This window comes from Collinsella sp. AF02-46-1 (genome assembly GCF_003465825.1).
GTDB lineage: Bacteria > Actinomycetota > Coriobacteriia > Coriobacteriales > Coriobacteriaceae > Collinsella.
Genome location: NZ_QSBV01000015.1, coordinates 18,586 through 33,255, shown reverse-complemented (window position 1 = coordinate 33,255; position 14,670 = coordinate 18,586). Strand labels below are relative to the sequence as shown.

The 14,670-nt window shown below is 62.6% G+C and carries 9 protein-coding genes; 7 read left to right on the top strand and 2 right to left on the bottom strand.

Annotated elements, in window-relative coordinates; all coding sequences use genetic code 11:
• Positions 1 to 118: 118 nt before the first annotated feature.
• A complete protein-coding gene (locus tag DWV20_RS07315; RefSeq protein ID WP_117736242.1) occupies positions 119 to 1,693 on the bottom strand; it encodes a carboxypeptidase M32 in 1,575 nt (524 codons plus the stop codon).
• 504 nt (positions 1,694 to 2,197) lie between these two features.
• Between DWV20_RS07315 and pheS the strand changes: the two genes are divergently transcribed.
• The 6 genes from pheS (at position 2,198) to DWV20_RS07285 (ending at position 9,779) form a co-directional block, all read left to right on the top strand.
• Positions 2,198 to 3,274: a phenylalanine--tRNA ligase subunit alpha gene (gene pheS, locus DWV20_RS07310; RefSeq protein ID WP_117773241.1), complete on the top strand. Its 1,077-nt coding sequence runs from the start codon at positions 2,198 to 2,200 to the stop codon at positions 3,272 to 3,274.
• Between the two features lie 161 nt (positions 3,275 to 3,435).
• Positions 3,436 to 5,889: a phenylalanine--tRNA ligase subunit beta gene (gene pheT, locus DWV20_RS07305; RefSeq protein WP_117876668.1), complete on the top strand. Its 2,454-nt coding sequence runs from the start codon at positions 3,436 to 3,438 to the stop codon at positions 5,887 to 5,889.
• A gap of 249 nt (positions 5,890 to 6,138) precedes the next feature.
• Positions 6,139 to 7,221, top strand: coding sequence for a cobalt transporter CbiM (gene cbiM / locus DWV20_RS07300; RefSeq protein ID WP_117876670.1), 1,083 nt, complete (start codon positions 6,139 to 6,141; stop codon positions 7,219 to 7,221).
• Positions 7,199 to 8,035, top strand: coding sequence for an energy-coupling factor transporter transmembrane component T (locus DWV20_RS07295; protein WP_117876770.1), 837 nt, complete (start codon positions 7,199 to 7,201; stop codon positions 8,033 to 8,035). Before cbiM ends, DWV20_RS07295 begins: the two co-directional genes overlap by 23 nt.
• Positions 8,036 to 8,079: 44 nt before the next feature.
• Entirely contained in the window at positions 8,080 to 8,850 is a 771-nt protein-coding gene (locus DWV20_RS07290) for an energy-coupling factor ABC transporter ATP-binding protein (RefSeq protein WP_233539796.1), read from the top strand.
• An 80-nt stretch (positions 8,851 to 8,930) separates the two neighbouring features.
• Complete coding sequence (locus tag DWV20_RS07285; protein ID WP_117876674.1) at positions 8,931 to 9,779, top strand: hypothetical protein; 849 nt, start codon at positions 8,931 to 8,933, stop codon at positions 9,777 to 9,779.
• A gap of 201 nt (positions 9,780 to 9,980) precedes the next feature.
• Here DWV20_RS07285 and pyk read toward each other — a convergent pair whose 3' ends face one another.
• On the bottom strand, positions 9,981 to 11,441 hold the full coding sequence (gene pyk / locus DWV20_RS07280; RefSeq protein WP_117634311.1) for a pyruvate kinase: 1,461 nt from the start codon (positions 11,439 to 11,441) through the stop codon (positions 9,981 to 9,983).
• 442 nt (positions 11,442 to 11,883) lie between these two features.
• Here pyk and DWV20_RS07275 point away from each other — a divergent pair, with 442 nt between their 5' ends.
• A complete protein-coding gene (locus tag DWV20_RS07275; RefSeq protein WP_117876676.1) occupies positions 11,884 to 14,565 on the top strand; it encodes a cation-translocating P-type ATPase in 2,682 nt (893 codons plus the stop codon).
• Positions 14,566 to 14,670 lie beyond the last annotated feature (105 nt).

The following is a 14,670-nucleotide window of genomic DNA, read 5'->3' as shown; positions in this document are numbered from 1 at the left end:
AGAAGGTCAGCGCCCTTTCATTTCACGTCGCCTTGCTCGCTTAGGGTCGTTTTCGCTGACGTTGCCAAGACATTGGCGTCAACATGGTTGGCGTTGGCGATGGCGTGCTGGTCAATCCTTACAACTCGTACAGCGTGGTGAACTTGTCCTGCAGGTAGCTGCAGTAGTAGCGGGCGTCAAAGGCCATGCCGCAGGCGCCCTTGATGAGCTCCGGCGCGTCTTTGGCGCGACCCCACTGCCAAATGTGCTCGCCCAGCCACGCGCGAACGGGTGACAGATCGCCACTCGCGCAGGCACCGGTAAGGTCGACGCCGTCGCGGCACATGGCCGGCACAAACATGGCGTCGTAGGCGCTGCCCAGCGCATAGGTGGGGAAGTAGCCAAACGAGCCGCCGCTCCAGTGCGTGTCCTGCAGACAACCGCGCGTGTCGTCGGGAACGGGAAGGCCCAGGTACTCGTCCATAAAGCGGTTCCAAAGCGCGGGGATGTCCTTGGCCGTGGCCTCGCCGGCAAACAGCATGCGCTCAATCTGGTAGCGCACCATAATATGCAGCGGGTAGGTGAGCTCGTCGGCTTCGGTGCGGATCAGCGACGGCTGCGCAATGTTCACGGCGCAGTAGAGCGTGTCCTCGTCCACGTCGCCGTAGACCTCGGGCGCGTGACGGCGCAGTACCTGCAGCAGCGGTCCCATAAAGGCGCGGCTGCGGCCCACGGTGTTCTCAAAGAAGCGGCTCTGGCTCTCGTGGATGCCCATGGAAGTGCCGCCCTCCAGGCACGTGCGCGCATAAGCCGGATTGACGCCCAGCTCGTACATGGCATGTCCCGCCTCGTGGATGATGCTGTAGACGTTGGAGATGCAGTCGTCTTCGTAGATGTGCGTCGCGATGCGCGCATCACCCACGGCAAAGCCCTCGCTAAACGGGTGCTCAGTAAAGGCAAGCGTGGTGTCGTTCAGGTCCAGGCCGACGAGCTTCATAAGGTCGAAGCTCATGGCGCGCTGGGCAGCCTCGGGCACGCGGGCGTGCAAAAAGTCGGCAGCTGGCTGCTGGCCGCGCTCGCCGATGGCGTGCACGAGCGGAACGACCGTGGCCTTGACCTCATCGCAAAACGCGTCGAAGCTCTTGGCGGAAAGGCCACGCTCGTACTGGTCGAGCCAAACATCGTATGGGTCGCGCTTGGGGTCCATGAGCTCGGCCTGATGCTTAAGCTGGCCGACGATTCTATCCACATAGGGCTCAAAGCTCGCCCAGTCATTGGCCGTCTTGGCCTTGTGCCACACGGCGTCGGCCTCGCAGGTGAGCCTGGTCCAGGCCTCGGCCTCCTCGGTGGGAATGGCGCTTGCCTCGCGCTGGTCGCGGCCGAGCACACGGATCTCGTCGAGCAGCTGCGGGTCGTCGATCTTGCCTCCGGAGACGGTCTCGCGTGCCAGCGAGCGCACAAGTTCGACAGACTTTTCGCTGGTCAGCAGCTTGTGATGCTCGCCGGCAAGGGTGCCCATGGCATCGGCGCGGGCCGCGGCGCCGTTGGCGGGGGCAATGGTCGCGCCATCGAACTCGGCAATCTTGAGCAGGTACTCGCGGGTCCACAGTTTGCCCTCGAGCTTGCGGAATTTTTTGACGGCCTTATCGACCTTCATGCCTTTGGATGTCTTGCCCGCTGCGGGCTCGGCCTTCTTATCGAGTTTCTTTCCCATACCATATCCTTGATCTCGTGAGCCGGGCGCTTCGGGTGGGCGCGCGGCCAGTTTGCACAGCTACCTGCCTTGTACCCAGCACGAACAAAACGGAACGCGGCGATACGCCCACACAATGTGGTATCCTGTAGCCCAATGCGTTGACGGAGAGGGTTTTGCCCGCCGCGTCGCCGGCAAGAGAGGGAAGGTCATGGGCTGCAAGCCTTCCTGCGGTGACAAGGGCCAAGCGTTCACTCCCGAGCAGCGACCTCAACGGGCACGCGGCCAGCGGCGGCGAAGCCCCAGTAGGGAAGCCGTGAGCCTCGCGATAAGGGGCGCAGAGTGGGCACGGCGGGCCAGACATCCGCCGCGTCAAACAAGGTGGTACCGCGGAATTCAACCGTCCTTGGGCAATGCACATGCCCGAGGGCGGTTTTTTGTTACCGAACCGGGCCGCGTTTTCGCAACGTCAGGCGGCGGTAGTCGCCTCGGCAAGCGGGGAGCGCGAGAGACGAAAGGGAAGACATGAGTCTGATTGATGATCTGGTCAAACTCGAGGAAGAGGCCAAGGAGCTCGTCGCAGGCGCCGACGACGCCGAGAAGCTCGAGGCCGCGCGCGTCGCGCTGCTCGGCCGCAAGGGCCGCATCACCGGCCTGATGCGCATGATGGGCAAGCTCGCTCCCGAGGATCGCCCCGTCATGGGCAAGCGCGCCAACGAGATGCGTCAGCTGATCGAGGGCATGCTCGACGAGCGCACCACCGAGATGAAGGCCGCCGCCCTTAAACACGCACTCGAGCACGATGCCGTCGACATCACGCTGCCGGGCATCCGTCCGCAGATCGGTCACCAGCACCTGATCAAGCAGATTATCGAGGAGGCCGAGGACATCTTCTGCGGTATTGGCTATACCGTCGAGTCTGGTCCCATGGTCGACACCTCCTACTACAACTTCACCGCGCTCAACGCCCCCATGGATCACCCGAGCCGCTCGGCCCGCGATACCTTCTACGTGGTCGACAACAACCCCGGCAGCGTCGCGCACCCCGAGGCTCACGCCCACGGCGAGTCCGACGTGCTGCTGCGCACCCAGACCTCGGGCGTGCAGATCCACACCATGGAGTCGCAAAAGCCGCCCATCTACATGATCTGCCCGGGCACCGTCTACCGTCCCGACACGGCCGATGCCTGCCACCTGCCGCAGTTCAACCAGATCGAGGGCCTGGTCGTCGACGAGGGCATCACCTTTGGCGACCTGAAGGGCACGCTCGACTACTTTGTTAAGTGCATGTTTGGCGAGGATCGCAAGACGCGTTACCGCCCGCATTTCTTCCCCTTCACCGAGCCCAGCTGCGAGGTGGACGTGAGCTGCCACGTGTGCGGCGGCAAGGGCTGCAACTTCTGCAAGCATAGCGGCTGGATCGAGATCCTGGGCTGCGGCATGGTCGACCCCAACGTCCTGATCAACTGCGGCATCGACCCCGAGAAGTACACCGGCTTCGCCTTTGGCATTGGCGCCGAGCGCGTCGCGGCCCTGCGCTACGACCTGCCCGACCTGCGAACGCTCATGACGGGCGATATGCGCTTCTTAAATCAGTTCTAGGCCCGGCGGCTTTCCCAAGCACCGCACCTTGCCTTTCAATCGTCGGTTGCGTACCTAAGTACGCGGCCCTCCTCTTTCAAGGCAATCTGCGGCACTTGGAAAACCCGTCTCCGTTGCAGTTTTTTGGCTCAAAGCCGCATTTATGAAAGGAGACCAGTTAGATGCGCGTTTCTTACGACTGGCTCAAGACCATGATCGATATTCCGGAGGATCCCAAGACCCTTTCGGACGAATATATCCGTACCGGCACCGAGGTCGAGGCGATCGATGCCGTGGGCGAGTCCTTCGACCACGTGGTTACCGCCAAGGTACTCACCAAGACCCCGCACCCCGATAGCGACCATATGTATGTGTGCTCGGTCGACGTGGGCGACAAGAACCTCGACGCCGACGGCAACCCCGCTCCGCTGCAGATTGTCTGCGGCGCGCAGAACTTTGAGGCCGGCGACCACATCGTCACGGCCATGATCGGTGCCGAGCTGCCCGGCGACATCAAGATCAAGAAGAGCAAGCTGCGCGGCGTCGTGTCCATGGGCATGAACTGCTCTGCGCGCGAACTCGGCCTGGGCGGCGACCACTCCGGCATCATGATCCTGCCCGAGGATACGCCCTGCGGCATGCCGTTTGCCGAGTACGTGGGCTCGAGTGATACTGTGCTCGACTGCGAGATCACGCCCAACCGTCCCGATTGCCTGTCCATGATCGGCATGGCCCGCGAGACCGGCGCCATCTTCGACCGTGATTTCCACGTTGAGCTGCCCGCCATCAAGATCGAGACCGGCCGCGCGACCGACGACGAGCTTTCGGTCGAGATTGCCGACGAGGGCCTGTGCGACCGCTATGTCGCCCGCATCGTGCGCAACGTGAAGGTCGGCCCGTCGCCCGACTGGATGGTCAAGCGCCTCAATGCCCTGGGCGTGCGCCCGCACAACAACATCGTCGACATCACCAACTATGTGATGATGCTCACCGGTCAGCCGCTGCACGCCTTTGACCTGGACACCTTTGCCGAGCGCGATGGCCACCGCCGCGTGGTGGTTCGCGCCGCCCAGCAGGACGAGAAGTTCACGACCCTCGACGGCGAGGAGCGCACGCTCGACGCCGGCATGGGCCTCATCACCGACGGCGAGCGTCCCGTGGCGCTGGCCGGCGTCATGGGCGGCATGGATTCCGAGATCGAGGACGACACCGTCGACGTGATGGTCGAGAGCGCCTGCTTTAACGCCGGTCGCACCTCGCATACCAGCCGCGACCTGTCGCTGATCTCGGACGCCTCCATTCGCTTTGAGCGCCAGGTCGACGAGACCGGCTGCGTGGATGTGGCCAACGTGGCCTGCGCGCTCATCGAGGAGATTGCCGGCGGCCAGGTCGCTCCCGGCTACATCGACGTGTTCCCCGCTCCTAAGACCATCGACAGCATCAAGCTGCGCCTGGCCCGCGTGCACGCCATCTGCGGTGCCGACATCGAGCCCGACTTTATCGAGCGTTCGCTCACCCGCCTGGGCTGCACCGTCGAGCGTGACGGCGAGGACTTTATGGTCACTCCGCCGAGCTTCCGCCCCGACCTGCCGCGCGAGATCGATCTGATCGAGGAGGTCCTGCGCCTGTGGGGCATGGGCCGCGTGACGGCGACCATCCCGGCTGCCAAGAACCACATCGGCGGCCTGACCCGCGAGCAGAAGCTCACCCGTAAGGTCGGTGAGATCCTGCGCGCCTGCGGCCTCAACGAGACCACGACTTTTGGCTTTGCCGCCCCGGGCGACCTGGAGAAGATCGGTATGTCCACCGAGGGCCGCGGTTGCCCCGTGGTGCTCATGAACCCGCTGGTGGCCGAGCAGACCGAGATGCGTCGTTCGCTGCTGCCGGGCCTGCTGCAGTCCGTGGCCTACAACGAGGCGCACGGTACGCCCAACGTGCACCTGTACGAGGTCGGCAACCTGTTCCACGGTCGCGAGAACGCCAGCCTGCCCAAGGAGACCAAGTCCGTGGCGGGTGTGCTCTCGGGCCAGTGGAGCGAGCAGTCCTGGAACATGAAGTACCGCAAGCTGCGCTTCTTCTTTGGCAAGGGCATTGTCGAGGAGCTGCTCGCCCAGCTGCGCATCGAGAAGGTTCGCTTCCGTCCCGTCGAGGGCGAGGGCTACGCTTTCTTGCAGCCGGGTCGTGCGGCCGAGGTTCTGTCCGGCGGAACCGTGCTGGGCTGGGTCGGCGAGATTCACCCCGAGGCGCGCGAGGCGATGGGCATCGATGAGGTCGTCGTTGCCTTTGAGCTCGATTTGGACAAGCTGATCAAGGGCGCCCGCAACCAGGAGAACTATCGCGAGTTCTCGCAGTACCCGGCTGTTGAGCATGACCTTGCCATTGTGGTCGACAACACTGTGACCTGCGAGGATCTTGAGCGTCGCATTACCAGTGCCGGCGGCAAGCTGCTCGAGGGCGTGCGCCTGTTCGATGTCTACCGCGATCCGGTCCGCATCGGTGCGGGCAAGAAGTCCATGGCCTTTGCGCTCACGTATCGCTCGGACGACCACACGCTTACCAGCGAAGAGGTCGAGAAGGCGCACCAGAAGATCGTCACCAAGGTGTGCAAGGGCGTAAACGGCGAGGTCCGCGGCTAGGGCTTGCGATGGGAGTGTAGGGCCTGATGGCGGTTGCTGCGGAGCTCTGCGCGACCGCGGTGTTCGGAATAAGGCATCGCTGACCCTGCATATATGACACGCGCATTACAAAACGGCGTGCTGCTTTTGTGGCGGCGCGCCGTTTTGCTATCATAGCCTGCGGCGTGTTACGAATCATCTAGCTCGTAACACTGATGAAATGTTTCAGGCGGCGCTGCAATCCCATGCGCCGGCAACCGGGAGGCGTATATGCACATTCCAGACAACTACCTGTCCCCGCAGACCGATGCCGTCATGGCGGTGGCGATGGTTCCCGTTTGGGTTCACTGCATTAAGAAGGTGCGCGCCACGCTCGATCGCGAGCACATGGCCTTTCTGGGTATTTGCGCCGCATTCTCCTTCTTGCTCATGATGTTCAACGTGCCGCTGCCTGGCGGCACCACTGGTCACGCTGTTGGTGGCGCGCTCATCACGCTGCTGCTGGGCCCCGAGGCCGCGGCTATCGCTGTCTCGGTCGCGCTGGCGCTGCAGGCGCTGCTGTTTGGCGACGGCGGCGTTCTGTCGTTTGGCGCCAACTGCTTTAACATGGCCTTTGTGCTGCCGTTTGTCGCTGCTATCGTGTTCCGTGCGCTCAACAGCCGTCTGCACGACAAGAGCTGGGGCACCTCGGTTTCTGCCATCGTGAGCGGTTGGGTCGGCCTGTGCCTGGCGGCCCTGTGCGCGGCAATCGAGTTTGGTATTCAGCCGATGCTCTTCACCAACGCTTCGGGCGCCCCTCTGTACTGCCCCTTCCCGCTGTCCGTGGCTATTCCGGCCATGTTGATCCCGCATATGCTGGTTGCCGGCGTGATCGAGGGCGTGGCGACGGCCGCCATCTACGGCTTCATTAAGAAGACGGCGCCGAGCATTATCGTCGGCCCCGAAGCCGCCGATGGCCAGCTTGCCGCCGATGGTACCGCCAAGAAGACTTCCCTGATTCCCACGCTCATTCTGGTCGCCGTGCTTGTTGTGGCCACGCCGCTGGGCCTGCTGGCCACGGGTGACGCATGGGGCGAGTGGGACGCCGAGGGCGCCGCGACTGCCGTTCAGGAGGCTGGCGACGACAGCCTGCAGGCTTCGGTCGGCCTCGATACCCCGACCTTTGCCGATGCCCTGCCCACGGTCGATTATCTGCAGGCCTATTCCGAGGAGCAGGGTCTTGGCTTTGCCGGCCAGGCTGCGATGTATATTCTTTCGGGCGTGATTGGCGTGGCGGTGCTGACCATCGCATTTCGCCTGGTCTCGCTGACGGTCAAGGAAAGCGGTGCTCATGGCAATAGCCGAGCTGCCTAGCTGGCTTGCGGTCGAGCAGCGATACGAGCCCGCGGGGGCTCGGCATCGTGTGATGCAAAAGAATGTCCTACACCTGGCGAGCCTGCTTGAGCGGGTTCGCCTGGGTGGAGGCGCGCACGAGGGCGGGTCGATGGTCGACCGCGCCCTTTCTTGCGTTTCGGCTCCGGTGCGCCTGGTGGGGATGTTCGTCTGCGTTCTGTGCGTGTGCCTGACACAGAGCCCGCTTTACCTCATGTTGATGGCGGCTATCGCGCTGGTGCTCGTTGCCGTGCGCCCCGTACGCGGGCTGCGGGCAACCTTTGTGCCGGCGCTTGGCGCTGCGGGGCTCGCGGTGGTTTTGGCACTGCCTGCCCTGCTGCTGGGCGCGTCTGCCACGGGCGCCATGCTCAAGATCGCGCTCAAGACCTTCATTAATGTGTCGCTGGTGCTGGGCGTTTCATGGACGCTTACCTGGAGCCGCATGTCGGCGGCGCTCAAAATGTTGCACCTGCCCGACGAGGTCATCTTTACTTTCGATATGGCGCTCAAGCATATCGAGGTGCTGGGACGCACGGCGCACGATCTGTGCGAATCGGTCATGCTGCGCAGCGTGGGTCGTGCGCCTGCGGGTTTTTCGCGCACCGACTCGCTGGCGGGTATCATGGGCATGACCTTTATCAAGGCGATGGAATGCAGCCGCGCGATGGACGAGGCTATGCTTTGCCGTGGCTTTGCCGGTGCGTATCCGACTCCCGCGCGGAGCGGCTTTGGCTGGCGCGATGCGGTCTATGCGGTCGTCGTGGTGCTGCTCGCCGTGTTGTGCGCGGTGCTGTAGCGCGGGCGGCCGAGCCGTCGATGTGGATAGGGAAGGGCGACGTTTTGGCAAACGATACGAATAACGCGATGGGTGCGAGCGGTGCTGCCGGCGCCGAGGTCACGCCGCTCATCGAGTTTCGCGACGTGCTGTTCTCCTATGCGGGGCATACGGTTGTCGATGGTGTGTCGCTGCAGGTCGATCGTGGTGAACTCGTTGCCCTACTCGGTCCCAACGGCTGCGGTAAGACGACGATTATGCGCCTTATCAACGGTCTTGAACTAGCGGACGCGGGTGCGTACCTGTTTGACGGGCACGTGATCGATGCGGCATATCTCAAGGATTCCGCAGCCGCTCAGCGTTTTCATCAGCGCGTGGGCTTTGTGTTCCAGAATGCCGACGCCCAGCTGTTCTGCGCTACGGTGGGCGAGGAAGTTGCTTTTGGCCCCGCGCAGATGGGGCTGCCGACAGACGAGCTCGAGCGCCGCGTCCGCGATGCCATGGAGCTGTTCCAGGTTGCCGATCTGGTCGATGCCTCGCCCTATCAGCTTTCGGGCGGGCAAAAGAAGCGCGTTGCGCTGGCTGCGGTGGTGTCGATGAACCCCGATATCCTAGTGCTCGATGAGCCCACCAACGGGCTCGATGAGGACTCGTGCGACATCGTAGTCAACTTTTTGCTGGCCTACGTTGCTGCCGGTAAGACGGTTTTGATGAGTACGCATCATCAAGATTTGGTGCGCCGCCTGGAGGCCCGTGCCATCTATATCGATCGATATCACCATGTGGTCGAGGCGCCCGTGCCGTCGTATGGAACCGAAAGCGGTGCTGCGGAATAGTTGCTGCGTAGGGTATGTATGGCCGCCTGTGCGACTCTGCCGTGATGGTATAGTTATCCAGGTTTTTTATGGGGGTGGCTATGCCAAGCTGGAACATTCATATCGCTCAGACGGAGCGTTTGCTGGGGCGCACCAGTGCGCTTGCCGATAGCGTGCGTGACCGTAATGCCTTTTTGTTTGGCTGCGTGGTTCCGGATATCTTCGTGGGCTATATGGTCCCTGGCATCGCCGATCCCATTCCGTATCGCATTACGCACTTTGCAAAGCCCGAGCCTATCCCTAAGCCGCGCGAGCACGAGTTCTGGGATACCTATGTGGCGCCGCTGCTTAAAGGCGCACCCGCGGGCGAACCTGCAGAGGCTACCTCGATTGTCGAGGAGCGCGAGCGACTGAACCGCGTGCACTATCCTCAGCGCTACAGGGATGCCGAGCCGGTTGTCGGTCCCGGCGCCTGTGAGTTCTCGCTTGCGTCCGAAGATGTGGCGCAGTCGCTGCTCGATTTAACGCTGGGCGTCTGGTCGCATCTGGTGGCCGACACGGTATGGAACACGCGTGTGAACCAGTATCTGGAAGCACGCGGCGGCAAGCCGTGCGAGGAATTCCGCATTAAAAAGCAGGGCGATTTTGACTGGTTTGGCAAGACGCTGGGCATCGTTTCCATTCCGCGTGCGACCGATCGCCTCTATACCGCTGCGACGCGTTTTGGGCAGTATCCCATCCATAAAGAATATGTGCTCAAGACTATCGGCGTCATGCACGAGATTGTACGCGAAAACCCCGGCGAGCCCGATCATCCGCCGTATCGCCTGCTAACCGAGGAGTTTTTCGATGCAACGTTTACCGAGGTCATCGAGCTGACCGAGGCGGGATTTGCGGCTCGCGTCGCTGCTTCTGACGTTCCCGCAGTCCCCCTGATCGCTAGCTGCTAGCCGGCCGGCTTAACGGTGAACAGTTCATTCCAATTGACCAACGGCTCCCGTCGCAGGGCGTCTTCGGTGGTGCGCTCGGCATCGGAGAGGCTTGCGACTGAACACAAATCGATGATGCGGCATACGAAGAAGGTCTAAAAAGGGCCCGGAAGGCAATGCCTTCCGGGCCCTTTGCAATGCAAATCTGCTTGCAAGTGCGATTTAGCGCACCTGAGCGACGTAAGCGACGTTGGTCGAGGAGACCTTGTCCTCGAGCTGGACGCTCATGCGGGGATCGCCGGCGGTGGCGACGGTCAGGTCGCCGGCCTCGACGTAGCCGAGCTCCTTAGCGGTCTCGATCGCCTTGACGATCGTGCCGTTGACGGTGCCCTGGGTAATCTCGGCCTGGTGCGGGATAACGCCCCAGTACATGATCATCTGCTGGACGGCCCACTCGTGGCGGGAGAACGCGCAGATCGGCATGTTGGGACGGAAGTGCGAGATCAGGCGAGCGGTACGACCGGTGGTCGTCGGCACGGTGATGCACTTGGCGCCAACGGTGGTGGCCATGTTCACAGCGGACATACCCACAACGTTGTTGACGACGCGGGTGCCGTGAGCATCGGCCGGAACCTCGAGCGGAGCGTGGGCCGGGAGGTACTTCTCGGTCTCGAGAGCAATGCTGGCCTGCATCTTGACGGCCTCGACCGGGTACTTACCGGCAGCGGACTCGCCGGACAGCATGACGGCGTCGGTGCCGTCATAAATGGCGTTAGCAACGTCGGCAACCTCGGCGCGCGTCGGGCGCGGGTTCTGCTGCATGGAGTCGAGCATCTGCGTAGCGGTGATGACGGGCTTGTAGGCCGCGTTGCACTTGGCGATGATCTCCTTCTGGATGTGCGGAACGAGCTCGGGCTTGATCTCGATGCCCAGGTCGCCACGGGCGACCATGATGCCGTCAGAAGCCTCGAGAATCTCGTCGAAGTTCTCGACGCCCAAGGCGCACTCGATCTTCGGGAAGATCGTCACGTGCTCGCCGCCGTTCTCGCGGCAAAGCTCGCGGATGCCGCGGACGGACTCGCCGTCACGGATGAAGGAAGCGGCGATGTAGTCGATGTTCTCGGTCAGGCCAAAGAGGATGTCCTGACGATCGCGCTCGGTGATGGCGGGCAGCGAGATGTTGACGTTGGGCATGTTGACGCCCTTGCGCTCGCCGATCAGGCCGTCGTTCTTAACGACGCAGGTCATGTCCTGGCCACTGACGGACTCGACCTCGAGGGCAACCAGGCCGTCATCGATCAGGATGAGGGAGCCCTTCTCGACCTCGGAGGGCAGAGCCAGGTAGTCGAGGGAGATGTGCTCAGCGGTGCCGTGGAAATCCTCGGACGTGGGCTGAGCGGTGACGACGATCTTATCGCCGGTCTTGACGGCAACCTTCTTGCCGTCGACCAGAAGGCCGGTGCGGACCTCGGGGCCCTTGGTGTCGAGCAGGATGCCGACAGGCAGACCGAGCTCCTTGGAAATACGGCGGACGCGCTCGATGCGACCGTGGTGCTCGTCGTAGGAGCCGTGCGAGAAGTTAAAACGGGCGACGTTCATGCCCGCCTTGATCATCTCGCGGATGGTCTCGTCGCTATCGCAGGCGGGACCCATGGTGCATACAATCTTAGTGCGCTTGTACATTCAGACCTCCATCTGACATCGTCTTGCGCTGATAGATAAACCATAAGAAATAAAACCGAGATGATTATAACGAAATGCCGACCGAATACCCCAAAAAATCGACCGTATGCCGAAATGGAAGTTCATTTTTTGCGGGAAAAACGGTATATGGAAAATCTTTACCAACCACTCCAACCGCTGCTATCTGGGCGATATGTCAGTTTGGCGATGTGCCGAAGAAAAAACGTTTTACCAATGTTGAGCATCACACGGTCTGCACCGTTGCGTGCGGACCATATTTCCAAACCGATTGTTTTGGCTAGACGCGTCGCTTTGGGGTACCATAGCTCCACTATCAACTGCCGCTCAGCACGGCAGCCTTGATGAGCCCTTGCCCTTCTCCTGGGAATTATGATCGGGCATCAATCTGCTGAGTGGCCCGAATCCCAGGAGGGGATTCTATATGCAAAAGGAATACCTGTCCGCCGCGGCGGAGGTGCTCAGCGACCAAGGTGTCGATGAGAACCTCGGCCTGAGCAACGACGAGGCGTCGTCGCGCCTCGCCAAGACAGGCCCTAACAAGCTCGAGGAAGCCGAGAAGACGCCGTTGTGGAAGCGCTTCTTTGAGCAGATGGCCGACCCCATGGTCATCATGCTGATCGTTGCCGCCGTCATCAGCGCGCTCACGGGCATGGTCAAGGGCGAGGCGGACTTTGCCGATGTCGCCATCATCATGTTCGTCGTTATCGTCAACTCGGTGCTGGGCGTGGTCCAGGAGGCTAAAAGCGAGGAGGCTCTCGAGGCCCTGCAGGAGATGAGCGCGGCGCAGTCCAAGGTGCTGCGCGACGGCAAGCTCGTGCACCTGCCGAGCGCCGAGCTCGTGCCCGGTGACGTGATCATGCTCGAGGCGGGCGACTCCGTCCCGGCCGACTGCCGCGTGCTCGAGAGCGCCACGATGAAGATCGAGGAGGCCGCGCTCACCGGCGAGTCCGTGCCCGTAGAGAAGCACGCCAACGTGATCGAGCTTGCCGCGGGCACCGATGACGTGCCGCTCGGCGACCGCAAGAACATGTGCTACATGGGTTCCACCGTGGTATACGGCCGTGGCCGCGCCGTCGTGGTCGGCACCGGCATGAACACCGAGATGGGTAAGATCGCCGGCGCCCTGGCCGAGGCCAAGGAGGAGCTCACGCCGTTGCAGGTGAAGCTCGCCGAGCTCAGCCGCATCCTTACCATTATGGTGATCGTCATCTGCGTCGTGATCTTTGGCGTTGACATCCTCCGCCACGGCGTGGGCAATGTCCTCACCGACCCGACTGCCCTGCTCGACACCTTTATGGTCGCCGTCTCGCTTGCCGTCGCCGCCATTCCCGAGGGCCTGGTCGCCGTCGTGACCATCGTCCTTTCGCTCGGCGTGACCAAGATGGCCAAGCGCCAGGCGATTATCCGCAAGCTCTCTGCCGTCGAGACCCTTGGCTGCACGCAGACCATCTGCTCCGACAAGACCGGTACCCTTACCCAGAACAAGATGACCGTCGTCAAGCACGAGCTCGCTGCGCCCAAGGAGAAGTTCCTGGCCGGCATGGCGCTGTGCTCCGATGCTCAGTGGGACGAGGAGCTGGGCGAGGCCGTGGGCGAGCCGACTGAGTGCGCGCTCGTCAACGACGCCGGCAAGGCGGGCCTCACTGGCCTGACTGCCGAGCATCCGCGCGTGGGCGAGGCCCCGTTTGACTCGGGCCGCAAGATGATGTCCGTGGTCGTCGAGACCCTGGATGGCGAGTACGAGCAGTACACCAAGGGTGCGCCCGACGTGGTGATCGGCCTGTGCACCCATATCTACGAGGGCGAAAAGGTCGTCCCGCTGACCGAGGAGCGTCGCGCCGAGCTCGTGGCCGCCAACAAGGCCATGGCCGACGAGGCTCTGCGCGTGCTGGCGCTGGCAAGCCGCACCTACACCGAGGTCCCGAGCGACTGCAGCCCCGCTGCGCTCGAGCACGACCTGGTCTTCTGCGGCCTGTCCGGCATGATTGACCCTGTCCGCCCCGAGGTCGCCGACGCCATCCGCGAGGCGCACGATGCCGGTATCCGCACCGTCATGATCACGGGCGACCACATCGACACCGCCGTGGCCATCGCCAAGCAGCTGGGCATCGTCACCGATCGCAGCCATGCCATCACCGGTGCCGACCTCGATCGCATGAGCGACGAGGAGCTCGACGCGCACATCGAGGACTACGGCGTGTACGCCCGCGTCCAACCCGAGCACAAGACACGCATCGTCGAGGCTTGGAAGTCGCGCGACCAGATCGTGGCCATGACGGGCGACGGCGTCAACGACGCCCCGTCCATCAAGCGCGCCGACATCGGCGTGGGCATGGGCATTACTGGTACCGACGTCACCAAGAACGTCGCCGACATGGTGCTCGCCGACGATAACTTTGCCACCATCATCGGCGCCTGCGAAGAGGGTCGTCGCATCTACGACAACATCCGCAAGGTCATCCAGTTCCTGCTTTCGGCCAACCTTGCCGAGGTGTTCTCGGTGTTTATCGCCACGCTCATCGGCTTTACCATCTTCCAGCCGGTGCAGCTGCTGTGGGTGAACCTGGTCACCGACTGCTTCCCCGCGCTCGCGCTGGGCATGGAGGATGCCGAGGGCGACATCATGAAGCGCAAGCCGCGCAACGCCAAGGACGGTGTCTTTGCCGGACATATGGGTCTGGACTGCGTGGTCCAGGGCCTAATCATCACCGCGCTGGTGCTGGCGAGCTTCTTTGTGGGCGTGTACTTTGACATGGGCTACATCCACATCGCCGATATGATCGCCGGCAATGCCGACGAGGAAGGCGTGATGATGGCGTTCATCACGCTCAACATGGTCGAGATTTTCCACTGCTTCAATATGCGCAGCCGTCGTGCGTCGCTGTTCACCATGAAGAAGCAGAACAAGTGGCTGTGGGCTTCCGCCGCGCTGGCACTGGTGCTGACGGTGATCGTGACCGTGCAGCCGACGCTTGCCGAGATGTTCTTTGGCCCCGTGACGCTTGAGCTCAAGGGCGTTGTCGCTGCCCTGGGCCTGGCCTTCCTGATCATCCCGCTGATGGAGATCTACAAGGCGATCATGCGCGCGGTCGAGAAGGAGTAGGTCGAAAGGCCATCCTTCCCACCGGCCCGACCGCCTGCGGGGTTTCTTCCTCGCTGGTCCTCGCGCTTCGCGCTGCGGGATCGCTCGGAAGAAACCCCTCCCGGC